Origin of the sequence: Mesorhizobium sp. M0514, assembly GCF_040321145.1 — a bacterium.
Taxonomy (GTDB): Bacteria; Pseudomonadota; Alphaproteobacteria; order Rhizobiales; family Rhizobiaceae; genus Mesorhizobium.
In genome coordinates, this window is record NZ_JAMYQZ010000023.1 from 34,640 (window position 1) to 60,256 (window position 25,617).

The window sequence follows — 25,617 nt, forward strand, 5'->3', positions numbered from 1 at the left end:
CGGATTAGGAAGCTTGAAGGGCCGGCGCAACCCTGCACTGGACGATTGCGTGGTGGCATGCGACCAAAAAAGACAGGGCCAAGGCGTGACAAGTCAGTGAAATAGCTGTATGTGCCCGCCCGTACTGGCGAGAAAAATCTCCCGGACCCGTCAACAATGACGGTGTAGTCGCCCCTGCCCAATGTTTCGAAGACAAGATGTCTCGGGGACAAAGGGCATAGCCGAGCGGTCAATGGAACTGCAAGGCGAGTGTCGGACGCTCTGACTGTCGGAAGAACAAGAAGTGGACTATTGAGATGGATATCATCCGTCAGCTCGAGGCCGAACAGGCCGCCAAGATCGAAGCCAAGCGCAAGCTTCCCGAGTTTCAGCCCGGCGACACCGTGCGCGTCCAGGTCCGCGTGACCGAAGGCACCCGCACCCGCGTCCAGGCCTATGAGGGCGTCGTCATCGCCCGCGCCGGCGCCGGCTTCCAGGAAAATTTCACCGTCCGCAAGATCTCCTACGGCGAAGGCGTCGAGCGCGTTTTCCCGGTCTACTCGCCGATGGTCGAAGGCGTCGAGATCGTGCGCCGCGGCAAGGTGCGCCGCGCCAAGCTCTATTATTTGCGCGACCGTCGCGGCAAGTCGGCCCGTATTTCGGAAAACACCGGCGTGCGCGCGCGCAAGCTCAACGATGAGGAACGCGACGCGCTGAACGCCGAGAAGGCCCGCATCGAAGCCGAGAAGGTTGCCGCTGCCCAGGCGCTGGCCGCCGAGACGGCCGCCAAGGAAGCTGCCGAGAAGAAGGCCGTCGACGAAGCCGCCAAGGCCGCCGACGAGGCTGCAAAGGCGGCGGAAGCGACCCCGGCCGAATAAACCTGGTCCAAGGATTTTGAAAAGGCGGCTTCGGCCGCCTTTTTTCGTTTCACCAGACTGTGAAACGATTGCCGGCCGAGAGTTTGGCCATGGCTGTTGACTCGAATTATCTTGTACACTAAATGATAGTGTACAAATAAAATGGAGAACTGACATGGCACTCTACACCACACAGGCTCGCGTCACCGGCGGCCGCGCCGGCCACGGCGAGACCAGCGACGGCCTGCTGAAGGTCGACCTCGCTTTGCCGAAGGAGCTCGGCGGACAGGGTGGCGCCACCAATCCCGAGCAGCTGTTCGCGGTCGGCTATGCCGCCTGCTTCGAAAGCGCCATCCGCTTCGTCGCGCGCAAGCAGAAGCTGCCGCTGGACGATGCGGCGGTGAGCGCCACCGTCAGCCTGCTTCCCAATGGTGAAGGCTTCAAACTTGGTGTCGCACTGGCCGCCGAGACCAAAGGCCTTGATCAGGCGGCGGCGGAAGCGCTTGTATCGGCCGCGCATCAGATTTGCCCCTATTCCAATGCGATCAAAGGCAATGTCGAGGTGGCGCTTTCGACCGTGGCGCTTCCGGCAAAGGCAGCATGACGACGAAGACCGAAACCAGGGCCAGCGAAGTCCCGGCGGACACCGCCGGGAGGATCGCCGTTCCGCGCCTCGACCAGCAGCTCTGCTTCGCGCTCTATTCGGCGAGCGGGCTGATGACCAAGCTCTATCGGCCGCTGCTTGACCCGCTCGGCCTGACCTATCCGCAATATTTGGCGATGCTGGCGCTGTGGCAGCATGCGCCGAGCACGGTCGGCGAACTCGGCGAGGCGCTGGGGCTGGATTCGGCGACATTGACGCCTCTGCTCAAGCGGATGGAAGCGGCTGGTCTCGTCACCCGCCGTCGCGATCCGGCCGACGAGCGCCGCGTGCTGGTCGAACCGACTGCCAAGGGCCAGGCGCTGCGCGCCCGCATCAAGGACGTATCCGCAGGCCTTGCCTGCGCCATGCCGCTGGAAGTCGAGGAGCTGAAGTCGCTGCACCGGACCTTGACCGGATTTGTCGCCAAGCTGCGTGAGGCTACGTCACCATCCTGATCCGTCATCTGACGGGTTCCCGTGTCCAGGAGGGGCCTGGTTTGCCGGCGGCGCAATCACGGAATAAATTCCGACCACGGGGCGTTCTAAAACCGCGTTGGTTGAAGGCATTGGAATCCGCTTTCACCGGACGCTGAGCACCGGACCGGCTTGCAAGCCGTCTGCGGACGGCTAAAGTCGCGCCTGGATTTTCATGCGAGCCCGGCTGCAAGCGGGCTTCTCATCCTGGAGCGTGTCATGACCAAATCGAAGCTGCTGCTGGCCGCCCTCGCGGCCTGTTTCCTCGCGCCCGTCGCTGCATGGGCGGCCGATGCGCTGCCCGATCTCGGCGGCAAGAAGGTCGTGGTGGTGACGGAAAACGCCTATCCGCCGCTGCAGTTCATCGACGCCAAGACCGGCAAGCAGATCGGCTGGGAGTATGACGCGATGGACGAAATCGCCAAGCGGCTGAACTTCAAGGTGGAGTACCAGAACACCTCCTGGGACGCGATGATCCAGGCGGTTTCCGACAACCAGTACAACATTGGCATGACCGGCATCACCATCAAGGACGACCGAAAGGAGAAGGTCGATTTCTCCGACCCCTATATGCGTTCGGAGCAGTTCATGCTGGTGCGCGCCGATGAAAGCCGCTTCACCGACGCCAAGACCTTCGCCGCCTTCAAGGACGGGTTGATCGGCGCGCAGGCCGGAACGACGCCGTTCTACACCGCCGTCTACAGCGTGCTCGACGGCAATGAGCAGAACCCGCGCATCAAGCAGTTCGAGACCTTCGGCGCTTCGGTGCAGGCACTGAAATCCGGCGACGTCGATGTCGTCCTGACCGACGGCACCGCCGGCAAAGGCTATGTCGATGCCTCCGGCGGCAAGCTCAAGCTGATCGGCGGCCCGCTCGGCACCGAGGATTTTGGCTTCATCTTCCCGAAGGGCTCGGACCTGGTGAAGCCGGTCAACGCGGCGATCGCGGCGCTGAAGGCCGACGGCACGATCGAGGCGCTGAACAAGAAGTGGTTTCTCGACTACAAGATGGGGCAGTAGGCCGTCTTGGCGCGACGGCCGCTGACCCCCCTTGCGGGGGAGATGCCCGGCAGGGCAGAGGGGGGTGTGAAGGATCGCCTCCCTTTTGTTTTGAGCTTTTCCAAAGAGGCCAAAGGTTGTGACTGTAACCGTTTGACAGGTTGGAGGGACAGCACCCCCCTCTGTCCTGCCGGACATCTCCCCCGCAAGGGGGGAGATCGGCAGATCTTGCGAGCGCAGCTGTTCACCAGCGTTGGGCATTGATGCTCGCCTCAACCTCAAAACCCGATTTTCCCTGGTGGCTTGCCGCCGCGATCGCGCTCGCCGTCGTCGCTGCGCTCTCCATTGCCGCCAGCGATCTCTACGCCCAGGTTTTTGCCACCGTCGCCAAAGGCATCGGCATCACCATTCTTGTCACCGTGGTCGCCTTCGCGCTGGCTTCCGCCGTCGGGCTCGGCATTGCGCTGATGGGGTTGTCGGGGTCGCGTTGGCTCAAGCAGATCGCTCGTTTCTATGTCGAGATCATCCGCGGCGTGCCGATCCTGGTGCTGTTGTTCTGGATCGCCTTCGCCGGCGCGCCGGCCTTCGTGGCTGCGTGGAATGCGCTGACCGCGCCGCTGCAAAACGCCGGCTATCTCGGCGAGCTTTTGGTGCGCGACGTGTCGCTGTTGTGGCGTGCGATCATGGCGCTGACCATCGGTTATTCCGCCTTCATCTCCGAGGTCTTCCGCGCCGGCATCCAGTCGGTCGAGAAAGGCCAGATCGAGGCTGCCAAGGCGCTCGGGCTGACGCGCACGCAGCGCTTCCGGCTGATCGTCTTCCCACAGGCGATCCGCACCATCCTGCCGCCGCTCGGCAATGACTTCGTCGCCATGGTCAAGGATTCCTCGCTGGTCTCGGTGCTCGGCGTCGCCGACATCACGCAGATGGGCAAGATCTACGCCGCCGGCTCGTTCCGCTTCTTCGAGACCTATTCGATCGTCGCCTATATCTATCTCATCCTCACTGTCAGCCTGTCGCTGGCACTGCGGGGGCTGGAGCAACGACTGCGGCGGGCGCAACAGGAATAGAAGTCCGACGCGGGCACGGCTACGATCGCGGAGGACAGGATTCCGGAGGATGCAGGCGATGACGATCGACAAGGCCAACGCGGCGCTGGGCACCGTCTATTCGGCCGACACGCCGGAAGGGCTGGCCAAGGCCTATGCGGACTGGGCCGCGACCTATGACGGCGAAACCGCTTCGCTAGGCTATCTGCTGCCGTTCCTGATCACCGCCTGGGTGGCGCGCCATGTGAAGGTGGGTGAAGGCCCGCTGCTCGACGCCGGCTGCGGCACCGGCCTGTCAGGCCCGTCATTGAAGGCGCTGGGTTATCACGACATTGCCGGCCTCGACCTCTCCGACGACATGCTGAAGATCGCCGGCAGCCGCAATGCCTATGGCGATCTGAAGCAGGCCATGCTCGGCGGGCCGCTACCCTGGCCGAACGGGCATTTCCGCGCCTTCTTCTCGACTGGCGTGTTCACCATCGGCCATGCGCCGGCGTCCGGCCTGCACGAGCTTGTCCGCATCACCAGGAAAGGCGGCCACGCCATCTTCACCGTGCGCGACCAGGTTTTCGAAAGCGGCGGCTTCCAGGACGTGTTCGACGGGCTGGAGCGGGCCGGGAAATGGCGGCCGGCCGAGCAAAGCCCATGGTTCCGCTGCTATGCGATCGCCGAGCCGGACGCGCTGGTGAAGACTTTTGTGTTCGAGGTGCTTTGAGCGCCGCCCTCTTCGCCTTCTCTCACAAGGGGAGGAGCGAAAACACGCCGCAATTGCCGAAAAGCCAAAACATTGGTATGAGCCACGCCATGGAAGAGCTTTTTGGCGATCCGGCCTATAAGGGTTTCGTGCTGCAGGACAGAAAACGCCTGCCGTCGCGTTTCTCTTCGCGCATTTCCGGCGCGCTCACCAGCCGACTTAGCTAAGCCGCTTTCGCCGCGCCGAAGGCTTCGCGCGTCTGCCCTTCCCCTTTTTGCAAATCGACGGATTTACGCACATGAGCGCACCGCGCACCCTCTACGACAAGATTTTCGACGACCATGTCGTCGACCGCCAGGATGATGGCACCTGTCTGCTCTACATCGACCGCCATCTCGTCCATGAAGTGACCAGCCCGCAGGCCTTCGAAGGTCTGCGCATGACCGGCAGAAAAGTCCGGCATCCGGAAAAGACGCTGGCCGTGGTCGATCATAATGTCTCGACCTCGCCCGAGCGCAAGTTCGGCATCAAGAACGAGGAAAGCCGCATCCAGGTCGAGGCCTTGGCCAAGAACGCTAGGGATTTCGGCGTCGAATATTACTCCGAAAACGATATCCGCCAGGGCATCGTCCACATCATCGGGCCGGAGCAGGGCTTCACGCTGCCTGGCATGACCATTGTCTGCGGCGACAGCCACACCTCGACGCATGGCGCCTTCGGCGCATTGGCACATGGCATCGGCACCTCCGAGGTCGAGCATGTGCTGGCGACCCAGACGCTGATCCAGCGCAAGGCCAAGAACATGCTGGTGCGTGTCGATGGCCAGTTACCGGAAGGCGTCACCGCCAAGGACATCATCTTGGCCATCATCGGCGAGATCGGCACCGCCGGCGGCACCGGCTATGTCATCGAATATGCCGGCGAGGCGATCCGCGCGCTGTCGATGGAAGGCCGCATGACGATTTGCAACATGTCGATCGAGGGCGGCGCGCGCGCCGGCCTGATCGCGGCCGACGAAACCACCTTCGCCTATGTCAAGGGCAAGCCGCGCGCGCCGAAGGGCGCGTCGTGGGACGCCGCGCTCGAATACTGGAAGACGCTGCAGTCCGACGAGGGCGCGCATTTCGACAAGGTGATCGTGCTCGACGCGGCCAAGCTGCCGCCGATCGTCTCCTGGGGTTCCTCGCCCGAGGACGTCGTTTCGGTGCAGGGCGTCGTTCCCAATCCGGAAGAGATCACGGACGAGAACAAGCGGACGTCAAAGATCCGCGCGCTCGACTATATGGGACTGACGCCGGGCACGAAGATCACCGACATCACGCTCGACCGCGTCTTCATCGGCTCCTGCACCAATGGCCGCATCGAGGATCTGCGTGCGGTGGCCAAGGTGGTCGAAGGCAAGACGGTGAGTGCGCATGTCGATGCGATGATCGTGCCGGGCTCCGGTCTGGTCAAGGAACAGGCGGAGGCCGAGGGTCTCGACAAGATCTTCATTGCCGCCGGTTTCGACTGGCGCGAGCCGGGCTGCTCGATGTGCCTGGCCATGAACGACGACCGGCTGAAGCCGCATGAGCGCTGCGCCTCGACCTCGAACCGCAATTTCGAAGGCCGGCAGGGCTTCAAGGGCCGCACCCATCTGGTATCGCCGGCGATGGCGGCAGCGGCGGCGATCGCCGGCCATTTCGTCGACATCCGCGACTGGAAATAGCGCAGACTGGTTCAAGCCTGATCTGAGCGTATGCAAAACCCCGAACGGCAAAACCGTTCGGGATTTTGTTTAAAGCGCGCCGCTCTAAGACCCTTGGGGTATATGCCCTAGCCGGCACGCCGGATGATTTCATGAAATTCCTCCCGGCTGCCGGGTTCGTCGGCCGCGACCACCAGCGCCAGTTCGCGCTCGTCGAAGATCTTGAACCACTCGTCCCATTCGACCAGCTCGTAGCCGCCTGCGTTGACCGGGCGTTCAGGCTGATCCTGGTCCTGATAGGCGTGCTGGCCGAAGACGAGCCTCAGCAACGGCTGCGTTCCGGTTTCGGGCGATACATCGACGATCGCCGGAAATCCGGCGCGCCCTGCGGCCCATGAGCGAATTGCTTCGTGGTCGGTCAGCGTGATCGTGTCGGCCATGAATGACTTCTCCTTGATTGCTGTCACGAAACGCCTGCCTCAGGTCCCGGTTCCGTGCACCAGCTTCATGAGTGGCGACTTGCATATTCGTCCCGGCTTAACCGCTTGTTGGGGCTTGCGCTCTAAGGTCTTCCCTGACGTCAAGCGGGAAGTCACCGTCCTTTGGACACCGACCTGTTCATAGCGCTGCTCAATCCGACGATCGCGCTGGCGCTCGGCGCGGCGTTCCTCGTGCTGTGGTTCTATCAGCGCCACCGGCCCTATCTGGCTGTGCTCGGCACGAGCTATTGCGTGTCCGCGCCCGGCTTCCTGCTGCAGTATTTCACGCTGCCCGGCGGCATGGTGCTGACCAAGCTGGTCTCCAACCTCTGCTTCACGCTCGCCGCCTGTTGCCTCGTCGGTGCGATCATCTCACGCTACGGCAGGCGCGTGCCCTATATCGCGATCGGCATTCTGGCGGGTGGCGGGATGGTGGCATTCTGCTGGTTCCTGTTCGTCCAGCCGGACTTGACTTGGCGCATCCTGTCGATCAATTTCGGCTTTGGCGGCCTCAGCCTGCTGGTCGCTGCCGAGCTGCGCGCCGTGCGCAAGAACGGCCCGACGGAAAAAATCCTGTTCGTGTTGTCGCTGCTGTCCGGGCTGAACTTCATCGGCCGCACGCTGCTCGTCGTCATCTCGCACGGGCCGTTCACCAGCTATGACGGGTTTTATGGCTCGTCCTACTGGACGACGGCGCTTTTGACGCACGCGCTGCTGTCGTTGCTGATCGCGCTCTGCCTGTTCTCGGCAGCTGCGCTCGACGTGATGAAGGCGCTGAAGACCGAGACGCACACCGATCCGCTGTCTGGCCTGCTCAACCGCAGGGGTTTCGAGGAGCGCGCCTTGCTGGTGCTGCAGCATTGCGCTGTTACCAAGGTGCCGGTCGCGCTGGTGCTGGCCGATCTCGATCACTTCAAGGCGCTCAACGACAAATACGGACATGCCGCGGGCGACCAGGTGATCGCCGACTTCGCCGCCAAGCTTCGCGCGGCCGCCGGCACGCGTGCGGTTGCCGGCCGCATCGGCGGCGAGGAGTTCGCTGTGCTTCTGTCGCTGAGCGATCTTGCCACGGCGCGGCTGTTTGCCGAAGCCGTGCGCACGCACTATTCGGCCGGCAGTGTCGACGGGTTGCCGCCGGGCACCAGGGTGACCGCGAGCTTCGGCGTCGCGGCGCGCACCGGCGACGAAGGGCTGGAGCCGCTGATGCGGCGCGCCGACGAAGCGCTCTACAAGGCCAAGAAGAACGGCCGCGACAGCGTGCGATTGTCCTATGAGCGGGCGGAAACGGTGTTCATCCCGGATACAGGCAGCGTCGGTTAGCGTCTCGCTTAAACGGCCTCTCGGCCGTGCCGGATCATCAGCGGCAAGGGCTGAGGTTGGGCATTTCGCCATCGGAGAGGCCGTACATATAGGAGCGGCCCTTCACGAACACCGGCGGCTGGTAGCAGCCACGCCTGGAGATGTGATCCGCCTCGTCTTCATAAAGGACTTCCGGTTCCGCTTCCGGCTGCCCGGCGCTGGTGTAGTCGGACAATTTCTTGGCCAGCCTGCCTTGGCCGGCAATGATGCGCTTGTAGCCGGCGGCGCTGTCGATGACGAGATTGCCTAGGGAATCGGCATAGACGCGGTCATGATGGCGCGACCAGGCCATTGCCGGGGCGGCGAAGCCGAGACTGGCTGTCGCCAGCACAAGCGCCGCAAGGCGCGCTCTTCCTGAATTCGAAAGCATGGTGTCCTCTCTGCTGTGGACCCGATCGAATCGGAAATTAACCTTTTCTTAACCTTTGTTAAGAGGGCAGGCGCATCCGGCGGCGATCTCTCGCCAAACATGGTTAATATCCGACGGGATGGAAACCCGGGCGTCATCATTCGGCCATGCTTGCCCGCACCATCGGCCGCGACGCACACAACTACGCTGACGTCGGGTGAGCTTGATCTTGGTGGAACATCGCGGCTAGTTAGCCGTGCAGGAGGACAGCATATGGCGTTACGCCGGACGTTTCGGGTGACGCTGTTGTCGATCCCCTTGCTGACTGCCGCAGCCTGCGTGCCGCAGAACGGCGCGCCGACGGCGGTGAATACCGTACCACCCACTGTCGCGCCCGTGCCGGCTCAGCAGTCCGCCGCACCTGTGGCGCCCCCGGCTTCCGCAACGGCTCCGACAGCGCCTGCCGCACCTTCAGCCAAGATCGTCACCGACCTTACCGCGCCGCGGTCTGCTGTCGGCACGGCAACTTACAGATGCGGCAATGGCGGCATGATCACCATCCAGAACCTCGGCACGGCGTTGCGCGTTGTCAGGCCCGATGGCACGACCGAGGAGTTTGCCGCATCACCCGCCAACCAGTCCAGCCGCTACCAGGAAGCTGCGTCGCATGACGCAATCGTGATCGACGCGCGCGAGGCGCTGGTGATGAAGAGGGGCTCGACACCACAGACCTGCAAACGATAGCCTGGCGTCGATTGCAAAGGAAATGCCGCACTGCAGCGAACGGTGCGCTGGCTTTCGACGGTGGCCAAATCGATTGAAGCGAAACAGCAGCCTTTTGTCAGACTAAATGACGTTTTCAAAACGATTTTCCGGCTTTGACGCGGTGCAAAAAGAGCATTAGAAACCGGCTGTCTGAAGTCATATATCGAGGCGGTAAGTGCCGCTTTCCACCGCGGCTCCGGACATCGAACTGGGGCAGCCATGAGCAAATCACCAGCCACCCGAACCGCCAGACGTGAACGGCCGCTCTCGCCGCACCTGACGATTTACCGCCCACCGATCACCATGACGATGTCGATCATTCACCGCATCACTGGCGGGGCGCTGTATTTCGGCACGCTGCTGGTCGCCGCGTGGCTGATGGCGGCGGCGAGTTCGCAAGGCGCTTTCGATTGGATCAACTGGGCCTTCGGCACCTGGCTCGGCCGGCTCATCCTGTTCGGCTACACCTGGGCGCTGATGCACCACATGCTGGGCGGCGTGCGCCATCTCGTCTGGGACACCGGCGCCGGGCTGGAGAAACACACGGCATCGAAGATCGCCTGGGCGACGCTCGCCGGTTCCATCCTGCTCACGCTGCTGATCTGGGTCGCCGGCTACATGGCGCGGGGAACCTTGTGATGAGCGGCACGAACAACAACGATATGCGCACGCCGCTGGCCAAGGTCCGCGGTCTGGGCTCGGCCCGCGAAGGCACCGGGCATTTCTGGCGACAGCGGCTGACGGCCATTGCCAACATCCCCCTGATACTGTTCTTCGTCGGGTTCCTGATCGCGCTCAATGGCGCCGGCTTCGCCGAGGTGCGGGCGGCGCTCGCCAGTCCGTTCGTGGCGCTGGTGTTGGCGCTGGTGCTCGTTTCCGGTCTCACCCATATGCGTGTCGGCATGCAGGTCATTATCGAGGATTACGTGCATGCCGAAGGCATGAAGCTGGCGCTGATCGCACTCAGCACGTTTTTCACCATAGCGGTCGGCGTCGCCTCGATCTTCGCCCTGCTCAAACTGGCATTCGGAGGCTGATTTGGCCAAGGACGCGAAATCGGCCACCGGCTATACCTTTGTCGACCACAAGTTCGACGTGGTGGTCGTCGGCGCCGGCGGCGCCGGCCTGCGCGCCACGCTCGGCATGGCCGAGCAGGGCCTGCGCACGGCCTGCATCACCAAAGTGTTCCCGACCCGCTCGCACACGGTGGCGGCACAAGGCGGCATTGCCGCGTCGCTGTCCAACATGGGTCCGGACTCCTGGCAGTGGCACATGTACGACACCGTCAAGGGTTCGGACTGGCTGGGCGACGTCGACGCCATGGAATATCTGGTGCGCGAGGCACCGGCGGCGGTCTACGAGCTCGAGCATTACGGCGTGCCGTTCTCGCGCACCGAAGAGGGCAAGATCTACCAGCGGCCGTTCGGCGGCCACATGATGAATTATGGCGACGGCCCGCCGGTGCAGCGCACCTGTGCCGCCGCCGACCGCACCGGTCACGCCATCCTGCACACGCTCTACGGCCAGTCGCTGAAGAACAATGCGCAGTTCTTCATTGAGTATTTTGCGCTCGACCTGATCATGGAACCGGACGGCACCTGCACCGGCGTCGTCGCCTGGAACCTCGACGACGGCACCATCCATCGCTTCTCCGCCAAGATGGTGGTGCTGGCGACCGGCGGATATGGCCGCGCCTATTTCTCGGCGACGTCGGCGCACACCTGTACAGGCGACGGCGGCGGCATGGCGGCACGGGCGGGCTTCCCGCTGCAGGACATGGAGTTCGTGCAGTTCCATCCGACAGGCATATACGGCGCCGGCTGCCTGATCACCGAAGGCGCGCGCGGCGAGGGCGGCTATCTCGTCAATTCCGAGGGCGAGCGCTTCATGGAACGCTACGCGCCGTCGGCCAAGGACCTGGCCTCGCGCGACGTCGTCTCGCGTTGCATGACGCTGGAGATCCGCGAAGGCCGCGGGGTCGGCAAGAACAAGGACCATATCTTCCTGCATCTCGACCATCTCGATCCGGCCGTGCTGCATGAGCGGCTGCCGGGCATTTCGGAATCGGCCAGGATTTTCGCCGGCGTCGACCTGACCAAGGAGCCGATCCCGGTGCTGCCGACGGTGCACTACAATATGGGCGGCGTGCCGACCAATTACTGGGGCGAGGTGCTGAACCCGACGGTCGAGAATCCTGACCGGGTGTCACCCGGGCTGATGGCGGTCGGCGAGGCCGGCTGTGCCTCCGTGCACGGCGCCAACCGGCTGGGCTCGAACTCGCTGATCGATCTGGTGGTGTTCGGCCGCGCCGCCGCAATCCGCGCCGGCCAGGTCATCGACCGTAATTCGGCGATCCCTTCGCCCAACGAAGCCTCGGTCGAAAAGATCATGGACCGCTTCGACCGGCTGCGCCACGCCAATGGCTCGACGCCAACCGCTGTTCTGCGTGAGAAAATGCAGAAGGCGATGCAGGAAGACGCCGCCGTGTTCCGCACACAGGAGTCGCTCGAAAACGGCTGCAAGCGCATTTCGCAGATATGGACCGAGCTCAAGGACCTGAAAGTCTCCGACCGCTCGATGATCTGGAATTCCGACCTGGTCGAGACGCTGGAGCTGGAAAATCTGATGGCCAACGCCATCACCACGGTCTACGGCGCCGAGGCGCGCAAGGAGAGCCGCGGCGCGCATGCGCGCGAAGATTTCTCGGCCCGCGACGACATTATCTGGCGCAAGCATACGCTGGCCCGGCTAAGCGAGGACGGCCAGGTGAGCCTCAGCTATCGTCCGGTGCACACCGAACCGTTGGTGGCGGAAAAGGACGGCGGCATCAGCCTCGCCAAGATCGCGCCCAAGGCCAGGGTGTACTGACCATGGTGCCGAAGCTCGTCATCCGAAAGGACCTGAGGTAATGGTCGAACTAACGCTTCCCAAGAACTCCAAGGTGCAGCCGGGCAAGACCTGGCCGAAGCCGGAGGGCGCCACCAACCTCAGGGAATACCGCATCTACCGCTGGTCGCCCGACGATGACGAGAACCCGCGCATCGACACCTATTTCGTCGACATGGACGATTGTGGGCCGATGGTGCTCGATGCGCTGCTCTGGATCAAGAACAAGATCGACCCGACGCTGGCGTTGCGCCGCTCCTGCCGCGAAGGCATTTGCGGCTCCTGCGCCATGAACATCGATGGCTCCAACACGCTGGCCTGCACCAAGGGCTGCGACGACATTTCCGGCGCCGTCAAGGTCTACCCGCTGCCGCATATGCAGGTGGTCAAGGACCTGGTGCCCGACCTCACCAATTTCTACGCCCAGCACGCCTCGATCCAGCCATGGCTGAAGACAGTGTCGCCAGAGCCAGCCAAGGAATGGCTGCAGAGCCATGAGGACCGCGAAAAGCTCGACGGGCTCTACGAGTGCATCCTATGCGCCTGCTGCTCGACCTCGTGCCCGAGCTATTGGTGGAACGGCGACCGCTATCTCGGCCCGGCGACGCTGCTGCAGGCCTATCGCTGGCTGATCGACAGCCGCGACGAAGCCACGGGCGAACGGCTCGACGATCTCGAAGACCCATTCCGGCTCTACCGCTGCCACACCATCATGAACTGCGCCCAGACCTGCCCGAAGGGGCTCAACCCGGCCAAGGCGATTGCCGAAATCAAAAAGATGATGGTGGAGCGGCGGGTTTAGTTGAGGCGAGTTCGCTCGCGGCAATCTCGGACGCGGCGATCCTTCGCGCCCCCCTCTGTCCTGCCGGACATCTCCCCCACGGGTGGGGAGATTGGCCGTCATCGCGGCTTTCGCCAATCTCCAAGGTTGAAGGATGGCGCGCTGTCGGCGAAGCTGCCGATCTCCCCCCGCGTGGGGAGATATCCGGTAGGACAGAGTGGGGGGCGCTGTCTCGCCGGCGCTAGAAAGGATACTCAACCCAATGAGCGAAGAGCTTCCAATCCTTAATCCGGTCGAAGCCCGTGTGCTCGGCTGCCTGATCGAGAAGAAGGAGCTGACGCCGGATGTCTATCCGCTGACGCTGAATGCAGCACTTGTAGCCGCCAACCAGAAGACGGCGCGCGAGCCTGTGATGGCGCTCGAGCCGACAGAGGTGCATCGGACGCTGAAGCTGCTCGAGCAGAAGGGGCTGGTGCGTCAGATGTTCGGCTCGCGCGTCGAGCGCTATGAGCATCAGATGGCGCAGCGCTTCTCGCTGACGAGGCCGCAGACTGCGGTGATCGGCCTGCTTTTGCTGCGCGGGCCGCAGACGGCGCATGAGTTGCTGGCGCGAGCTGAGCGCATGGCGCGGTTTTCGTCGATCGAAGACCTGCGCGCTGAACTCGACATGCTGATCGGCCGCCGACCGCCGCTTATCCAGGAAATACCGCGCGGGCCAGGCCAGCGCGAGGACCGCTACGTGCATCTGCTCGCAGGACCGGTGGACGTCGCGGCGTTATCGGTGCAGCGGAGCGCGCCGGCCTTGCCTGCTTCCGACCTGGAAGCGAGATTGGAGGCTCTGGAGCAGGAAGTCGCAGCCCTTCGCGCCCGGCTTGATGCGCTGGGCGCCTAATAGTTATCCGAAACGTTGGTGGGACAGCACCCCCCTCTGGCCTGCCGGCCATCTCCCCCTCAAGTGGGGAGATCAGATGTCACGCCGGCCTTCGCCAATCACGAACGTCGAAAGAAAGTGCCAGCTACCGAGCTTCCAATCTCCCCGGGAGATGCCCGGCAGGGCAGAGGGGGGCGCGAAGAATCGCTACCCCGGGCAAAATCGGCGGATCACCCCAGCTTCGCGTCGAGCGACACTGCGATGGCCCCCAGCGCCTTCGAAACCGGGCACTCCGCCTTGGCCTTCTCGGCCAGTTCCTTGAACTTCGCCGCATCGATTCCTGGCACCTTGCCGACCAGGGTGATGGCGCTGCCGGTGATGCCGGTGCCGGGGACCAGCGTCACCACCGCCTTGGCGTCGAGCTCGGTGGCGGGCGTGCCGTTCTCGGCCAGGAAATGCGACAGCTGCATGGCGTAGCATCCGGCGTGTGCCGCGGCGATTAACTCTTCGGGATTGGTGCCGGATTTGCCGCTCTCGTCCTCGAAGCGAGCCTTGAACGAATAGGGCGTGCCTTTCAAAGTGCCGCTCTGGCTGTCGAGCGTGCCCGTGCCCTCCTTCAGATTGCCTTTCCAGACGGCGTTTGCGGTACGGTCCATAGAATTCTCCTTGATTACAGCGACAGCGCCGGCCACGCGGCGTTCCCTCCAACTATAGCGCGGCGGCCGGGGAAGACCACCGCGCTGTTTCGGCCGGATGCGACGCCGGCGTGCCCTGCAAATTCTTCTGAAAAAATGTGCGTGCAAAAATGTCGACTTGCATCGGCGCCGGCCGTCCTGCGAGCGTCCACGGATTCTCGTGGCGGATGGAGATCCAAGATGAACAATCTGTTTTCTGCCCATTGGAACGACGCCGACAAAAGCGCGCGTCTACACGAGATCGAGTGCTCGCGACCTTCCGGCTTCGGCCGGCTGCTTGCTGCGGTCGCCGTGATCGGCATTGCGGTCTGCGTGCTCGACCACGCTGCTGCCGGCAAGGATGCCGCCGGCGCCGTGATCACCTATGGTTCGTCACAGCAAGGGAGCTGGAAATGAAATATGTCTGTCTGGTCTACGGCGAGGAAAAGGACCTCCATGCCATGACGCCGGAGCGTCTGGCCAAACTCGACGCCGATTCGATGGCCTATGACCGGTCATTGGACCAGCAAGGCAAGCTGATCATCGCGCAGGCGCTGCAATCGGTGAAGACGTCGAAGACGGTGCGGCGGCGCCAAGGCAAGCGGCTGATCACTGACGGTCCGTTTGCCGAAACCAAGGAGCAGTTGCTTGGTTTCGTCATGATCGAAGCCGACACTCTCGACAAGGCGCTGGAGATCGCCTGCAAAATTCCGCTGGCTGAAATCGGCACCGTCGAAGTCAGGGCGATCTACGACGTGCCGGGGTCATAGGCGGCGGCGACGTCATGCAGGCCGGCGGATCATATCCGCCGCCTTCTCGGCGATCATCACCACTGGCGAGGCGGTGTTGCCGGAGACGATGCGCGGCATGATCGACGCGTCGATGATCCGCAGCCCCTCGATACCGGTCACGCGCAGGTCCGGGCTGACGACGGCGCGGTCATCGATGCCCATCCGGCAGGTGCCGACCGGGTGGAAGATGGTCGTGGCGATCGAGCCGATCTGGTGCAGCAGGTCCTCGTCCGACTGGTGGGCGAGACCAGGCAGGATTTCTTCCGGATGGAAGCCGGCAAGAGCCTTGGCGGTCATGATGCTGCGCGCCTGGCGCACCGAACGCAGCGCGATCTCGCGGTCGCGCGCCGTAGAGAGGTAGTTCAGCCGGATCTCCGGCTGCACGGCCAGCTCGCGCGTCGTAGCGTGCACCGAGCCGACGCTCTCGGGCCGCAGATTGCAGACCGACATGGTGATTGCCGGGAACGGGTGCAGCGGGTCGCCCAGCCGGTCGGTAGACAAGGGCTGGACGTGGTACTCCAGGTCCGGCGTCGCCATCGACGGATCGGATTTCGAGAACATGCCGAACTGGCTCGGCGCCATCGACATCGGTCCCGAGCGGCCAAAGGCATATTGCAGCGCGATCTTCGCCTTGCCGCTCAGGCTGTTGGCTAGCGTGTTGAGCGTCAGCGCCGACGACACTTTGTAGACAGTGCGGATCTGCAGATGGTCCTGAAGGTTCTCGCCGACATCGGGGCTGGCGTGAACCACATCGATGCCGAGCGCGGCGAGGCGATCCGGCTCGCCGACCCCGGAAAGCTCCAGCAGTTTCGGCGTGTTGATCGAGCCGGCGGTCAGCAGCACCTCGCTCCTGGCCTTTGCCTCGATGGTTTGGCCGCCGACGCGATAACAAACGCCGATAGCACGCTTGCCCTCGAACAACACCGTCTCGACATGCGCGTTGACGACCAGCCTGAGGTTCGGCCGTTGCAGCGCCGGGCGCAAGAATGCCTTGGCTGTGTTCCAGCGCACGCCCTTGCTCTGGTTGACTTCGAAGAAGCCGGACCCCTCATTGTCGCCGTCGTTAAAATCCTCGCGCGGCATGATGCCGAATTCCTTGGCCGCCTCCTGCACGGTGTTCAGGATCGGCCACGACAGGCGTTGCCGCGCCACTTTCCATTCGCCGCGGGAGCCATGCAGCTCGGTCTTGCCGCCATGATGGTCCTCGGATTTGAGGAAGTAGGGCAGCACATCGTCCCAGCCCCAGCCGACATTGCCCATCTGCCGCCAGCCATCGTAGTCCGCCGCCTGGCCGCGCATGTAGATCATGCCGTTGACCGAGGTGCAGCCGCCCAGCACCTTGCCGCGGGGATAGACCAGCGAGCGGCCGTTCAGGCCGGCTTCGGGGGCAGTCTTCATCATCCAGTCGGTGCGCGGATTGCCGATGCAATAGAGATAGCCGACCGGGATATGCACCCAGTGATAATTGTCGCTGCCGCCGGCCTCGAGCAGCAGCACGCGCGTCGCCGGGTTTTCGCTCAGGCGATTGGCCAGCACGCAGCCGGCGGTGCCTGCGCCGACAATGATGTAGTCGTAGTCGCCATCGAGCCGTTGGGTCATTGCGGTGGTTTACTCGGCGGTGTTCTACTCGGTTCTGCGGCGTGTTCGGCCCAGAACGATCGCAGCGTATCGGCAAGGCCGCAATAGGCGCGATAACGCCTGTTGTAATGGTCCTGCATGGCCGGGTTCGGACGGTAGGCGGCGCTTGACCGGGTCATGGCGTCGACGCCGGCCTCATAGTCGGCGAACAGGCCGGCCGCGACCCCGGCGCCGATCGCCGCACCAAGTGCGCCGGTCTCGCGTGCTTCAGGGACGGTGATCGGCACGCCAAGCCCGTCGGCGAAGATCTGCGGCCAGTGCTCGCTGCGCGAACCGCCGCCGGACAGGACCGCTTTGTCGAAGCTGACACCGGCGTCCTTCAGAACATCGATGTGGCGCCGGTGCTCGAACATCACGCCCTCGAACAGCGCGCGCAGCATATGGCCTTCCCTATGCCAGCCGGCGAGGCCGTAGAAGCCGGCGCGGAACTCCGCCCCTTGTCCCGACCCGTAGAGAAACGGGTGGAACATCGGATCGTCCCAGGTTGGCGTCACCGCGCCGACAGCCGCGTTGCAGTGGCCGAACGGATCGTCATAATGGGCACCGCGCTCGACGAGTTCGCGTACATACCATTCGAGATTGGCGGCCGATGTAGCGCTGGATTCGATGTTGACGAAACGGCCGGGACCGAAGCGCGCCACCATGAAAACATCTGGGTCGACGACCGGCGCGGTGGAGAAGACCTGATTGACCCACCAGGTGCCGGCGATAACAGAGGCTTCGCCGGGACGCACGACGCCGGCTCCCATGGCGCTGGCGACGACGTCGAAATAGCCGGCGATGACCGGCGTGCCTTCCGCCAGTCCGGTCTCTTCAGCCGCTTGCGCGGTGACCGCGCCGGCGATGTCGGCGCTCTCGCGTAATCGAGGCAGTTTGGCCTGCGCGTCCTCGATGCCGTAGAGCGCGAGAAGCTCGGAATCATAGACGCCTTCGGGCATGCGGACGAGGCCGCAACCGGACATGTCGGAGACATCGCTGACGCGCTCGCCCGTCAAGCGGAAAGTGATGAAATCCTTGCACAGCATCGCCGTGCCGGTTGCGGCATAAAGGTCGGGCGCATGCTGCTTGACCCAGGCCAGCAAGGTCGGCGTCTGCGCCGGCCACGGCTTTTGCAGGCAGATGGCGTGCAGTGCCTCGGCATTGCGCGACGCCAAGGACGCCGCCATGCGGGCGGCGCGGGTGTCGAGCGACTGGATGCCGATCAGCGGTTCGCCGGCACGGTCGACCAGATAAAGGCCGTTGCCATGGCCGGCGCAGCCGACGGCGGCGATCTCGCGGGCATCGATGCCGGCCTGCGCAATGCAGGCGCGTATGGCGTCGCGCGCATCGGCCCACATGCCGCCGAGGTCGCGTTCGACATAGCCCGGCTGCGGCGTGTGCGAACGGCCGGCGACCGCGTGCATGGCGAGCTGCCGCCCGGTATGATCGAACAGCACCGCCTTGATGATGGTGTTGCCGGCGTCGAGGCCGAGCAGATAGGCGGCTTGATCAGCCATTGTTGTAGATGTCCCAAGCCTCTTCGCCGCCGGCGTCGTTGTGGATCATCGCCATCAGCGCGTTGACCACCGCCTTCGGGTTGGCATGCTGATAGATGTTGCGGCCATAGACCAGCCCCTTGGCGCCTTGCCTGAGCAGGGCCGACGATTTTGCCAGTACCGTCTTGAGATCGTCCTTGCCGCCGCCACGCACCAGCACCGGTACGCGCGCCGCCTCGACGACGCGGTGGAAATCCTCAGCTCGCTCGGTCGGGTCGGCCTTGATGATATCGGCGCCCATTTCGGCGGCGAGCCGCACCAGCGTCACGATCTTTTCGGCGTCGCCATCGACCTGGTAGCCGCCCCTGATATCGTTGGGCAGCATGACCAGCGGCTCGATCATCAACGGCATGCCGTAGCGATGGCAGGCGGCGCGGACCTTGCTGATGTTTTCGACGCATTGGCGAAACAGTTCCGGCTCGTCGGGCAGCATGAACAGATTGACGACGACGCAGGCGGCATCCATTTCCAGCGCGCCGATGATCGGCTCGTCATGGTTCTGCAGCATCGACCACATCACCCGGTGGCGCTGTGCATTGTAAGGGTTGCCCATGTCGATGCGCATGACCAGCGCCGGCTTGTCCTTGTCCGGCCGCGATTGCAGCAGATCGGCCTGGCCATAGGCGAGCTGCAACGCGTCTGGCCCTGCCCCGATCAGCGTGTCGATGACACGTGGCATGTCCTCCAAGCCAACGAGAAACCCCGGTTCATTGCAGACGCCGTGATCGAGCGCCACGTCGAGGCAATTGCCGTTGGTGAACATCCGGTTCATCCGGGCCTTGGCGCTGACTTTCATGTTCTGCTCCTGGGATTCGTGCGTTGGTCGAGCATCTCTTGCGAGACGCCGTGATAGGTGTCGAGTTCGGCGATGAGACTTTTTATCTCCTCGTCGCGGTGCGGATCGCTCCAGCCGCGCTCGGCGGCTAGCGCATCGGCGATCCGTTCGATTGATACCATCGAGATGTCGCCGGCAATGGCAAGCGACGTGCGGCGCAAGACAACATCCGAGAGGCAGGTCACGAACTCATGCCGGGCGAGATAGACGATCTCGGCCGCCGTGGTCTCGGTCCTGTCGTCGAGCCTGATGTCGTCGGGACGCCCGAGGCAGAACAGGATGATGTCGCGCGCGCCGCTGCCGTAGTGATCGACGAGATACGCGGCGCGGTCGGTGCTGATCGCGAACTCACCGGCGAGATCGGCTGCCATCGATGCCGGATCTGCGGGGAAACCGAGGCCGCCGCCTATCGGCAGCGCCAGCGTGCCGCGAATGCGCTCGCGGCCAAGCTCGGCCAGCACTTCGTCGGCCGCCTGTTCGGCGAAGGCGCGGAAGGTCGTCCACTTGCCGCCGATCATGCAGAACTGCGGGATGCCGCCGGCTATGCGATGCACGGAATGGCCGCGCGATATCCTGCCGGTGAAGGCATGGTCGCTTTTCGGCAGCGGCCGGATGCCGCTATAGGTGAAGACGACGTCGGCGGCACGGACCGGAATGGACGGGAATACCAACCGCGCCGCCGCCAATATGTAGTCGGTCTCGGCCGGTTCGCAGCGCACGCGCCCAGCTTCGCTGACGCGGATATCCGTCGAGCCGACCAGCACCTTGCCGAGATAGGGAAACATGATGCAGACGCGACCGTCGGCATTCTCGAAGAAAATCATGTGACCGCCGAGCGCACGGTAGAGCGGCTCGTTGTCGAGGATGAGGTGCGAGCCCTTGGTGCCTTCGACCAGGGGCGCCGCGGGCTTTTCGGAGGCGTCGAGCCGGGCGATCGCCGAATCCAGCCATGCGCCGCTCGCATTGACGATCGCCTTGGCGGTCACGGTGAAGCCTTCACCACCCACCGTATCGGTGAGCTCGAAGGAGGAGCCCGCGCGCGCGATCTCGGCGCGATTGAGCGCGAGGCTGACGGGCGCCAGGCGTGCGGTATCGAGCAGCAATTCGATGCCGAGCCGTTCGGGGTAGCTGATCCAGGCGTCGTAATAGGTAGCGGAAAAGCGCAGTTTGGGATCGAGCGTCGGCCATTGCGCGAAGGTCGCCCTGGCGCCACGGAAACTGTGGCGCGGCAGCACCCGGCGCTTGCGCGTCGTCCAGTCGTAGAGCGCGAGGCCTGCCTTGATCGCCAGCGCGCCGCGGCTGGAAGGCGTTTCCGAAAAGCCGAGAAAGCCTGCCGCGCCGTTCATCAGCCCGGAGAAGACGGAGCGGATTGGAATTGTCGTCGGCAGCGGCCGCACCATATGCGGCGCATTGGCCAGCAGCGCGTCGCGTTCGCGCAGCGATTCCTGCACCAGGCCGAACTCGCCATTCTCGAGATAGCGCAGGCCGCCATGGATCATGCGCGAGGGTGCCGCACTGCAGCCCGAACAGAAATCGTTGCGTTCGACCAGCAGAACTCGGAGACCCTGCAGCGCCAGTTCGCGGAAAACGCCGATGCCGTTTATGCCGCCGCCCATGACGACGACATCGAACGCGCCGTTGCGGCGGATCGTGTCGAGGATGACGGTTCTCTGATCAGGCATGGCTTTGCCGGGCAAGGTTGGGCCGTTCTGCCGTCCGGTGGACGGCAGCTCAACTTGGTTCGGGTTACTGGTGGCGGTCAGGCGTCGAGATTGGTCAGATGGCGGCTGGCGGCCTCACTGATCTGGTTGATCTCCTGTCCCGACAATTTGATGCGGCCAGCCTGCGCGTTTTCCCTGGCTTGCTGCGGGCTGCGCGCGCCGCAGAGTGAGAAGGTGATGCCGGGCTGCTGCAGCGTCCAGGCGATGACCACCTGCGCCTCGCTGGCGCCGTGCGCCTCGGCACTCGGCTTGATCGCTTCCATCAGCGCTGCCGCCTTGCGGCGGTTGGGCTGCGAGAAGCGCGGATTATCCTTGCGCTGGTCGTCGCCGGTAAAGACGCGGTCGGGACCGATCTTGCCCGAGAGCAGACCGAGCGACAGCGACGAATAGCTGAGCACCGACACGTTGTTCCCGGCGCAGAAGGGCAAGAGATCCTGTTCCATGTCACGCGCAACCATGCTGTATTCCTGCTGGACCGCATCGAGTTGGCCGGCCGCGAGATAGGCCTTCACATCGGCGACGCTGACATTGCTGGCGCCGATGGAGCGGATCTTGCCCTGGGTCTTGAGGCGGTCGAGCGCTTCCATCGTTTCAGTGACCGGCGTGGTCGGATCCTGCCAGTGGGTGATGTAGTGGTCGATATGGTCGGTGCCGAGGCGGCGCAGGCTCTGCTCGACTTCGTAGACGACAGAGTCGGCACCGAGATAGCGATGCACCGGCGCGCCGTCATAGTCGAAGAAGTGGTTGCCCTTCTTGGTATGCCAGACCAGCCCAAGCTTGGTGGCAAGGACGACCTTGTCACGGCGACCCTTTATCGCCTTGCCGACGATTTCCTCGGACAGCCCCTTGCCGTAGGCCGGCGCGGTGTCGATCAGCGAAACGCCTTCGTCGATCGAGGCGCGGATGGTGTCGATCGACTGCGCCTCATCGGTGCCGCCCCACATCCAGCCGCCAATGGCCCAGGTGCCGAGGCCAATCGCGGAGGCGGATATTCCCGACGCGCCAATGGTGCGCGTCAACATTTCAGGCGACATTGCGTATGCTCCCCGCATTGCTCAGGACTGCACTGGCCGTCTCTTCGTCGACGACCAGTGATTTGAGATAGTTGCCGCGAAGCGCGGCACGGATCGGCCAGATCTTTTCGGCGCCGCTGGCCACCCCCATCACCGACCGGCAGCGGCCAAGTTCCGAAGGCGCCAGCGCCACCAGGCGGTCATTGGGCGGGTAGTCGGCCAGCGTGCCGTCGTCGCGGATCAGATGCGCAAGGAACTCGCCGACCGCGCCGCTGGCGGCGAGTTTTTCGCGGTCGGGATCGAGGCCTGGGTGGAGGTCGTAGTAGCTCGATCCCGGCGTCTGAATCGACCCGACGCCGACCAGCGCGATCGCCGCCTTGCGCGCCAGGTCGAAGATCTCGCGCACCGAGGCCATGTCCAGCAGGAGATCGCGCTGCTCGCGGCTTTCGGCAAAGAGTGGCGCATGCAAGAGCATGCTGGTGCCGCCGAGGCGTTCGGCCAGCCGCGTCGCCAGATGGTTGACGTCGGTATAGTGCTTGCCCTGGACGCCGCCGGTCAGCGGCACGACGGTGACGTCGAAGGCGCGCTCGGGCTGCAGGTTTTCGACCAGCGCGCTGATCGCCTTGCCGCCGGTAATGGCGATGACGTCCCCGTCGCGCAAGGTCTCCAGCAACTGGTTGGCCGCCGCGCGCCCCACCTGCTGCAGCGTGCTGTCGGGACTGCCGGCCACGGTCGGCGTCACGATCGCGGCTGCCAGTTGCGCGACCTCGATCAGCTGCTTTTCGATGTCGACAAGGCGCTGGAACGGGCTCTCGACCGCGATCCTCAGCATGCCGAGCTTGCGCCCTTGCGCGATCAGCCGATTGACTTTCGACGCCGAAAGGTTGAGCGCCGCCGCAATGTCGTTCTGCTTCATGCCGTCGACGAAGTGCAGCACCAGAACGGTGTGGATCTGCCGGATCGCCTCGAAATCTTCCCTGCCGTCCGCCATCTCAGCCCCGCCGCTTGTTGAAGTGGTAGTCGGCGGTGACCGCCGTCAGCAGAATGGACCCGCGGATGATGTCCTGCCAATAGACGGACACGTCGAGCAGAGCGAGCGAGCTTGAAACGACGGAGAGCAGGATGGTGCCAAGGATGGCGCCGAGAATGGTGCCGGAGCCACCAGTGAGGCTGGCGCCGCCGATCACCGCGGCGGCGATGACGTTCAGCTCCATGCCGGCGCCGAAGGTCGGCTGGGCCGAGCCGAAGCGGGCCATGTAGATCACGCCGGCAAAGCCGCACAGCGTCGAGCACAAAGTTGTCGTCAGGAACACGACCTTCTTGGTGCGAATGCCGGAATAGGCGGCGGCCTTCTCATTGCTGCCGGTGTAGAAAACTTTGCGAAACATCGTCGTGCGGCGCAGCATGAAGTCGGACAGGATGACGAAGACGATGAAGATGATGATGACGACCGGAATGCCGCCAATGGCGCCCTGGCCGATGAATTTGAACTCGGGCGGCAGGGTATAGAGCCCGAGCGGGCGGCCGCCGGTGCCGAGCAGGCAGAGCCCGCGCGCAATCACCATCACGGCCAGAGAGACGATGAAGTGGTGCAATCCCACCTTGGTGACGAAGAAGCCCATAAAGGCGCCGATGCCTGCACAGGCCGCTATTGCAATCAATGATGCCAGCCAGGGGTCGACGCCGCCGAGGAAGAGCAGGCCGGCAATGACCATGGCGAGTGCGGTGACCGAACCGACCGAAAGGTCGATGCCGCCTGAGATCAGAAGGATCGTCATGCCGACGACGACGATGCCCTCGACCGCGAAGGCCATCGCCATCGCCCGCATATTGTCCCAGGTCAGGAAGTACGGCGATGCGAACGACATGACCGCAAAGAGCACGGCGATGATGAGGATCAGACCGGTCTCGCGCATCCTGATCAGGCCGCCAAGCCTTTCACCGAACCCGATGCGGGCCGGCGGCGTCACGCTGTCCATGCTTTCCCCCACGATGCTCATGCGGCGCTCCGTTGCCGGCCGTCATCGGCAAGCGATGCCAGGACCATGATGTTTTCTTCGGTCATTTCCGCGCCGGTGACCTCGCCGGTGATGCGTCCCTCGCGTACGATCAGCACCCGGTCGCAGACACCGATCAGTTCCGGCAGTTCCGACGAGATGACCACGATGCCGACGCCGTCGCGCGCCAGCTTGCGCAGGATCCGGTGGATTTCGGCCTTGGCGCCGACATCGACGCCGCGCGTCGGCTCGTCGAGGAAGATCACCTTCGGGTCGACCGATAGCATCTTGGCGATCGCCACCTTCTGCTGGTTGCCACCCGAGAGCGTCGAAACCGGCTGGCCGACATGGCCGCATTTCAGCGACAGCTGCCTGCCGATGGTTTCCGCCCGCTGCTTCTCGCGGCGGTCGTTGATGAGGCCGAAGCGCGTCGAGATCCGATCCACCGCCAGCGCCGAGATGTTGGCGGCGATCGACATGTCGAGGAACAGCCCGTCACCCTTGCGGTCCTCGGAGAGGTAGACGATGCCGGCGGCGATGCTGTCGCCATAATGGGTCAGCGACAGCGGCTTGCCATGCAGGCTGACATTGCCGGTCACCTGACCCTCCAGCCGGCAGATACCCCGAACGATCTCGCTGCGACCGGCGCCGATCAGGCCGCCAATGCCGAGGATTTCGCCCTTGCGCAACTGGAAGCTAATGTCGCGGAAGGTGGTTGTCTCGCAGAGGTTGCTGACCTCGAGCAGAATTTCCTCGGACCGCTCGTCGCCGCGCAGCTTCTCGGGATAGAGGCTGTCGATGACGCGGCCGACCATGGACGCCACCACCTGTTCTGGCGTCGTCGCCGATATGTCGAGCGTGGTGATGTACCGGCCGTCGCGCAGCACCGTGACGCGGTCGCAGTTTTCGAAGATTTCGGCCATGCGGTGCGAGATGTAGATGATGCCGATGCCTTCGCCGGCAAGCTGGTGGATGATCTCGAACAGTTTCTTGGCCTCGCGCTCGGTCAGCGCGGCGGTCGGCTCGTCGAAGATGAGGATGCGGCAATCGAGCGTCAGCGCCTTGGCGATCTCGACCAGCTGCTGCTGGGAGATCGACAGGCTGCGCACCATCGCGGTCGGATCGATGTTGCCAAGCCGCGCCAGGATCGCGGCAGCGCGCTTCTCGAGGTCACGGTAATTCATCAGCAAAGCCTTGCTGGCGTTGGTGATCGACATGAAGATGTTTTCCGCCACCGAGACATCGGGGCACAGCGCGATCTCCTGGTGCACGAAGCCGATGCCGAGCTTTTGCGCCACCAGCGGCGAGCGGATCGAAACGGAGCGGCCGTCGATCTGGATGTCGCCGCCGTCGGGCGGCAGTATGCCGTCGATCACCTTCATCAGCGTCGACTTGCCGGCGCCGTTCTCGCCGGCAATGGCGTGGATTTCGCCGGCGCGCAGCTCGAAACCAACATCGCGCAACGCACGGACAGGGCCGAACGATTTGCTGAGGCCGGATATTTTGAGGAGGGCCGGTTTTTCCACTTGTGTGCTCACCTGC

The 25,617-nt window shown here is 63.9% G+C and carries 28 protein-coding genes; 17 read left to right on the forward strand and 11 right to left on the reverse strand.

The genetic code is table 11. The annotated features are described in order from the left end of the window. The first annotated feature begins 296 nt into the window (after positions 1-296). From rplS to leuC, 8 genes are all read left to right on the forward strand, one after another. Positions 297-857, forward strand: coding sequence for a 50S ribosomal protein L19 (rplS, locus tag NKI61_RS12195; protein ID WP_023687704.1), 561 nt, complete (start codon positions 297-299; stop codon positions 855-857). Positions 858-1,011: 154 nt separating this feature from the next. Next, positions 1,012-1,440 (forward strand): organic hydroperoxide resistance protein, encoded by a 429-nt coding sequence (locus tag NKI61_RS12200; RefSeq protein ID WP_023670524.1) that lies wholly within the window; start codon positions 1,012-1,014, stop codon positions 1,438-1,440. Then, a complete protein-coding gene (locus NKI61_RS12205; RefSeq protein ID WP_023683877.1) occupies positions 1,437-1,934 on the forward strand; it encodes a MarR family winged helix-turn-helix transcriptional regulator in 498 nt (165 codons plus the stop codon). The genes NKI61_RS12200 and NKI61_RS12205 overlap by 4 nt, the downstream gene beginning before the upstream one ends. A gap of 237 nt (positions 1,935-2,171) precedes the next feature. Further along, entirely contained in the window at positions 2,172-2,972 is an 801-nt protein-coding gene (locus tag NKI61_RS12210) for a transporter substrate-binding domain-containing protein (protein WP_023687705.1), read from the forward strand. A 242-nt stretch (positions 2,973-3,214) separates the two neighbouring features. Further along, positions 3,215-4,021: an amino acid ABC transporter permease gene (locus NKI61_RS12215; protein ID WP_023683878.1), complete on the forward strand. Its 807-nt coding sequence runs from the start codon at positions 3,215-3,217 to the stop codon at positions 4,019-4,021. A gap of 58 nt (positions 4,022-4,079) precedes the next feature. After that, on the forward strand, positions 4,080-4,715 hold the full coding sequence (locus NKI61_RS12220) for a class I SAM-dependent DNA methyltransferase (RefSeq protein WP_352839629.1): 636 nt from the start codon (positions 4,080-4,082) through the stop codon (positions 4,713-4,715). Then, positions 4,712-4,921 carry a hypothetical protein gene (locus NKI61_RS12225; protein ID WP_196813720.1) on the forward strand — a complete coding sequence of 70 codons (210 nt, stop codon included), beginning with the start codon at positions 4,712-4,714 and terminating at the stop codon, positions 4,919-4,921. Before NKI61_RS12220 ends, NKI61_RS12225 begins: the two co-directional genes overlap by 4 nt. Positions 4,922-4,992: 71 nt before the next feature. Beyond that, positions 4,993-6,402, forward strand: a complete 1,410-nt coding sequence (leuC, locus tag NKI61_RS12230) for a 3-isopropylmalate dehydratase large subunit (RefSeq protein ID WP_023670518.1) — start codon at positions 4,993-4,995, stop codon at positions 6,400-6,402. A gap of 107 nt (positions 6,403-6,509) precedes the next feature. On the opposite strand, the gene NKI61_RS12235 is transcribed toward leuC, so the two are convergent. Further along, the gene (locus tag NKI61_RS12235) at positions 6,510-6,821 is read right to left on the reverse strand and encodes a hypothetical protein (RefSeq protein WP_023670517.1); all 312 of its coding nucleotides are present in this window, start codon (positions 6,819-6,821) and stop codon (positions 6,510-6,512) included. A gap of 162 nt (positions 6,822-6,983) precedes the next feature. Between NKI61_RS12235 and NKI61_RS12240 the strand changes: the two genes are divergently transcribed. After that, positions 6,984-8,180 carry a GGDEF domain-containing protein gene (locus tag NKI61_RS12240; RefSeq protein ID WP_352839631.1) on the forward strand — a complete coding sequence of 399 codons (1,197 nt, stop codon included), beginning with the start codon at positions 6,984-6,986 and terminating at the stop codon, positions 8,178-8,180. A gap of 37 nt (positions 8,181-8,217) precedes the next feature. Here NKI61_RS12240 and NKI61_RS12245 read toward each other — a convergent pair whose 3' ends face one another. After that, positions 8,218-8,589 carry a hypothetical protein gene (locus NKI61_RS12245; protein WP_023708760.1) on the reverse strand — a complete coding sequence of 124 codons (372 nt, stop codon included), beginning with the start codon at positions 8,587-8,589 and terminating at the stop codon, positions 8,218-8,220. Between the two features lie 252 nt (positions 8,590-8,841). On the opposite strand from NKI61_RS12245, the gene NKI61_RS12250 reads away from it, so the two are divergent. From NKI61_RS12250 to NKI61_RS12275, 6 genes are all read left to right on the forward strand, one after another. Continuing rightward, entirely contained in the window at positions 8,842-9,312 is a 471-nt protein-coding gene (locus NKI61_RS12250; RefSeq protein ID WP_023709350.1) for a hypothetical protein, read from the forward strand. Positions 9,313-9,552: 240 nt separating this feature from the next. Next, on the forward strand, positions 9,553-9,972 hold the full coding sequence (sdhC, locus tag NKI61_RS12255; RefSeq protein WP_023683884.1) for a succinate dehydrogenase, cytochrome b556 subunit: 420 nt from the start codon (positions 9,553-9,555) through the stop codon (positions 9,970-9,972). Next, positions 9,972-10,370, forward strand: coding sequence for a succinate dehydrogenase, hydrophobic membrane anchor protein (gene sdhD, locus NKI61_RS12260; protein WP_023683885.1), 399 nt, complete (start codon positions 9,972-9,974; stop codon positions 10,368-10,370). The genes sdhC and sdhD overlap by 1 nt, the downstream gene beginning before the upstream one ends. A gap of 1 nt (position 10,371) precedes the next feature. Then, positions 10,372-12,201 carry a succinate dehydrogenase flavoprotein subunit gene (gene sdhA / locus NKI61_RS12265; protein WP_023706721.1) on the forward strand — a complete coding sequence of 610 codons (1,830 nt, stop codon included), beginning with the start codon at positions 10,372-10,374 and terminating at the stop codon, positions 12,199-12,201. Between the two features lie 40 nt (positions 12,202-12,241). Beyond that, positions 12,242-13,021, forward strand: a complete 780-nt coding sequence (locus tag NKI61_RS12270) for a succinate dehydrogenase iron-sulfur subunit (protein WP_023670510.1) — start codon at positions 12,242-12,244, stop codon at positions 13,019-13,021. A gap of 241 nt (positions 13,022-13,262) precedes the next feature. Then, positions 13,263-13,892 carry a YceH family protein gene (locus NKI61_RS12275; protein ID WP_023742125.1) on the forward strand — a complete coding sequence of 210 codons (630 nt, stop codon included), beginning with the start codon at positions 13,263-13,265 and terminating at the stop codon, positions 13,890-13,892. Between the two features lie 209 nt (positions 13,893-14,101). Here the strand turns inward: NKI61_RS12275 and NKI61_RS12280 are convergent, their stop codons facing one another. Next, complete coding sequence (locus NKI61_RS12280) at positions 14,102-14,527, reverse strand: OsmC family protein (protein WP_023683888.1); 426 nt, start codon at positions 14,525-14,527, stop codon at positions 14,102-14,104. A gap of 219 nt (positions 14,528-14,746) precedes the next feature. Between NKI61_RS12280 and NKI61_RS12285 the strand changes: the two genes are divergently transcribed. Both NKI61_RS12285 and NKI61_RS12290 read left to right on the forward strand, forming a co-directional pair. After that, positions 14,747-14,962 (forward strand): hypothetical protein, encoded by a 216-nt coding sequence (locus NKI61_RS12285; protein WP_023698372.1) that lies wholly within the window; start codon positions 14,747-14,749, stop codon positions 14,960-14,962. Next, the gene (locus NKI61_RS12290) at positions 14,959-15,315 is read left to right on the forward strand and encodes a YciI family protein (RefSeq protein WP_023742126.1); all 357 of its coding nucleotides are present in this window, start codon (positions 14,959-14,961) and stop codon (positions 15,313-15,315) included. The genes NKI61_RS12285 and NKI61_RS12290 overlap by 4 nt, the downstream gene beginning before the upstream one ends. A gap of 12 nt (positions 15,316-15,327) precedes the next feature. On the opposite strand, the gene NKI61_RS12295 is transcribed toward NKI61_RS12290, so the two are convergent. The 8 genes from NKI61_RS12295 to NKI61_RS12330 all read right to left on the reverse strand — a co-directional run bounded on the left by NKI61_RS12295 (position 15,328) and on the right by NKI61_RS12330 (position 25,601). After that, entirely contained in the window at positions 15,328-16,935 is a 1,608-nt protein-coding gene (locus NKI61_RS12295; protein ID WP_352839633.1) for a GMC family oxidoreductase, read from the reverse strand. After that, on the reverse strand, positions 16,932-18,470 hold the full coding sequence (locus NKI61_RS12300; RefSeq protein WP_352839635.1) for an FGGY-family carbohydrate kinase: 1,539 nt from the start codon (positions 18,468-18,470) through the stop codon (positions 16,932-16,934). The genes NKI61_RS12295 and NKI61_RS12300 overlap by 4 nt, the downstream gene beginning before the upstream one ends. Then, a complete protein-coding gene (locus NKI61_RS12305) occupies positions 18,463-19,305 on the reverse strand; it encodes a class I fructose-bisphosphate aldolase (RefSeq protein WP_352839637.1) in 843 nt (280 codons plus the stop codon). The genes NKI61_RS12300 and NKI61_RS12305 overlap by 8 nt, the downstream gene beginning before the upstream one ends. Beyond that, positions 19,302-21,026, reverse strand: coding sequence for a glycerol-3-phosphate dehydrogenase/oxidase (locus tag NKI61_RS12310; protein ID WP_352839639.1), 1,725 nt, complete (start codon positions 21,024-21,026; stop codon positions 19,302-19,304). The genes NKI61_RS12305 and NKI61_RS12310 overlap by 4 nt, the downstream gene beginning before the upstream one ends. Positions 21,027-21,103: 77 nt before the next feature. Next, positions 21,104-22,099, reverse strand: a complete 996-nt coding sequence (locus NKI61_RS12315) for an aldo/keto reductase (RefSeq protein WP_352839641.1) — start codon at positions 22,097-22,099, stop codon at positions 21,104-21,106. Further along, complete coding sequence (locus NKI61_RS12320) at positions 22,089-23,069, reverse strand: sugar-binding transcriptional regulator (RefSeq protein WP_352839643.1); 981 nt, start codon at positions 23,067-23,069, stop codon at positions 22,089-22,091. Before NKI61_RS12320 ends, NKI61_RS12315 begins: the two co-directional genes overlap by 11 nt. A 1-nt stretch (position 23,070) precedes the next feature. Beyond that, positions 23,071-24,057: an ABC transporter permease gene (locus tag NKI61_RS12325; protein WP_352512835.1), complete on the reverse strand. Its 987-nt coding sequence runs from the start codon at positions 24,055-24,057 to the stop codon at positions 23,071-23,073. Between the two features lie 17 nt (positions 24,058-24,074). Continuing rightward, entirely contained in the window at positions 24,075-25,601 is a 1,527-nt protein-coding gene (locus NKI61_RS12330) for a sugar ABC transporter ATP-binding protein (protein ID WP_352512779.1), read from the reverse strand. Between the last annotated feature and the right edge of the window lie 16 nt (positions 25,602-25,617).

Excerpts from the sequence above, each read along its gene's own strand:
- rplS (WP_023687704.1), top strand. The coding sequence starts at position 297 with ATGGATATCATCCGTCAGCTCGAGGCCGAACAGGCCGCCAAGATCGAA.
- NKI61_RS12200 (WP_023670524.1), top strand. The coding sequence starts at position 1,012 with ATGGCACTCTACACCACACAGGCTCGCGTCACCGGCGGCCGCGCCGGC.
- NKI61_RS12205 (WP_023683877.1), top strand. The coding sequence starts at position 1,437 with ATGACGACGAAGACCGAAACCAGGGCCAGCGAAGTCCCGGCGGACACC.
- NKI61_RS12210 (WP_023687705.1), top strand. The coding sequence starts at position 2,172 with ATGACCAAATCGAAGCTGCTGCTGGCCGCCCTCGCGGCCTGTTTCCTC.
- NKI61_RS12215 (WP_023683878.1), top strand. The coding sequence starts at position 3,215 with ATGCTCGCCTCAACCTCAAAACCCGATTTTCCCTGGTGGCTTGCCGCC.
- NKI61_RS12220 (WP_352839629.1), top strand. The coding sequence starts at position 4,080 with ATGACGATCGACAAGGCCAACGCGGCGCTGGGCACCGTCTATTCGGCC.
- leuC (WP_023670518.1), top strand. The coding sequence starts at position 4,993 with ATGAGCGCACCGCGCACCCTCTACGACAAGATTTTCGACGACCATGTC.
- NKI61_RS12235 (WP_023670517.1), bottom strand. The coding sequence starts at position 6,821 with ATGGCCGACACGATCACGCTGACCGACCACGAAGCAATTCGCTCATGG.
- NKI61_RS12245 (WP_023708760.1), bottom strand. The coding sequence starts at position 8,589 with ATGCTTTCGAATTCAGGAAGAGCGCGCCTTGCGGCGCTTGTGCTGGCG.
- NKI61_RS12250 (WP_023709350.1), top strand. The coding sequence starts at position 8,842 with ATGGCGTTACGCCGGACGTTTCGGGTGACGCTGTTGTCGATCCCCTTG.
- sdhC (WP_023683884.1), top strand. The coding sequence starts at position 9,553 with ATGAGCAAATCACCAGCCACCCGAACCGCCAGACGTGAACGGCCGCTC.
- sdhD (WP_023683885.1), top strand. The coding sequence starts at position 9,972 with ATGAGCGGCACGAACAACAACGATATGCGCACGCCGCTGGCCAAGGTC.
- NKI61_RS12270 (WP_023670510.1), top strand. The coding sequence starts at position 12,242 with ATGGTCGAACTAACGCTTCCCAAGAACTCCAAGGTGCAGCCGGGCAAG.
- NKI61_RS12275 (WP_023742125.1), top strand. The coding sequence starts at position 13,263 with ATGAGCGAAGAGCTTCCAATCCTTAATCCGGTCGAAGCCCGTGTGCTC.
- NKI61_RS12280 (WP_023683888.1), bottom strand. The coding sequence starts at position 14,527 with ATGGACCGTACCGCAAACGCCGTCTGGAAAGGCAATCTGAAGGAGGGC.
- NKI61_RS12285 (WP_023698372.1), top strand. The coding sequence starts at position 14,747 with ATGAACAATCTGTTTTCTGCCCATTGGAACGACGCCGACAAAAGCGCG.
- NKI61_RS12290 (WP_023742126.1), top strand. The coding sequence starts at position 14,959 with ATGAAATATGTCTGTCTGGTCTACGGCGAGGAAAAGGACCTCCATGCC.
- NKI61_RS12295 (WP_352839633.1), bottom strand. The coding sequence starts at position 16,935 with ATGACCCAACGGCTCGATGGCGACTACGACTACATCATTGTCGGCGCA.
- NKI61_RS12300 (WP_352839635.1), bottom strand. The coding sequence starts at position 18,470 with ATGGCTGATCAAGCCGCCTATCTGCTCGGCCTCGACGCCGGCAACACC.
- NKI61_RS12305 (WP_352839637.1), bottom strand. The coding sequence starts at position 19,305 with ATGAAAGTCAGCGCCAAGGCCCGGATGAACCGGATGTTCACCAACGGC.
- NKI61_RS12310 (WP_352839639.1), bottom strand. The coding sequence starts at position 21,026 with ATGCCTGATCAGAGAACCGTCATCCTCGACACGATCCGCCGCAACGGC.
- NKI61_RS12315 (WP_352839641.1), bottom strand. The coding sequence starts at position 22,099 with ATGTCGCCTGAAATGTTGACGCGCACCATTGGCGCGTCGGGAATATCC.
- NKI61_RS12320 (WP_352839643.1), bottom strand. The coding sequence starts at position 23,069 with ATGGCGGACGGCAGGGAAGATTTCGAGGCGATCCGGCAGATCCACACC.
- NKI61_RS12325 (WP_352512835.1), bottom strand. The coding sequence starts at position 24,057 with ATGGACAGCGTGACGCCGCCGGCCCGCATCGGGTTCGGTGAAAGGCTT.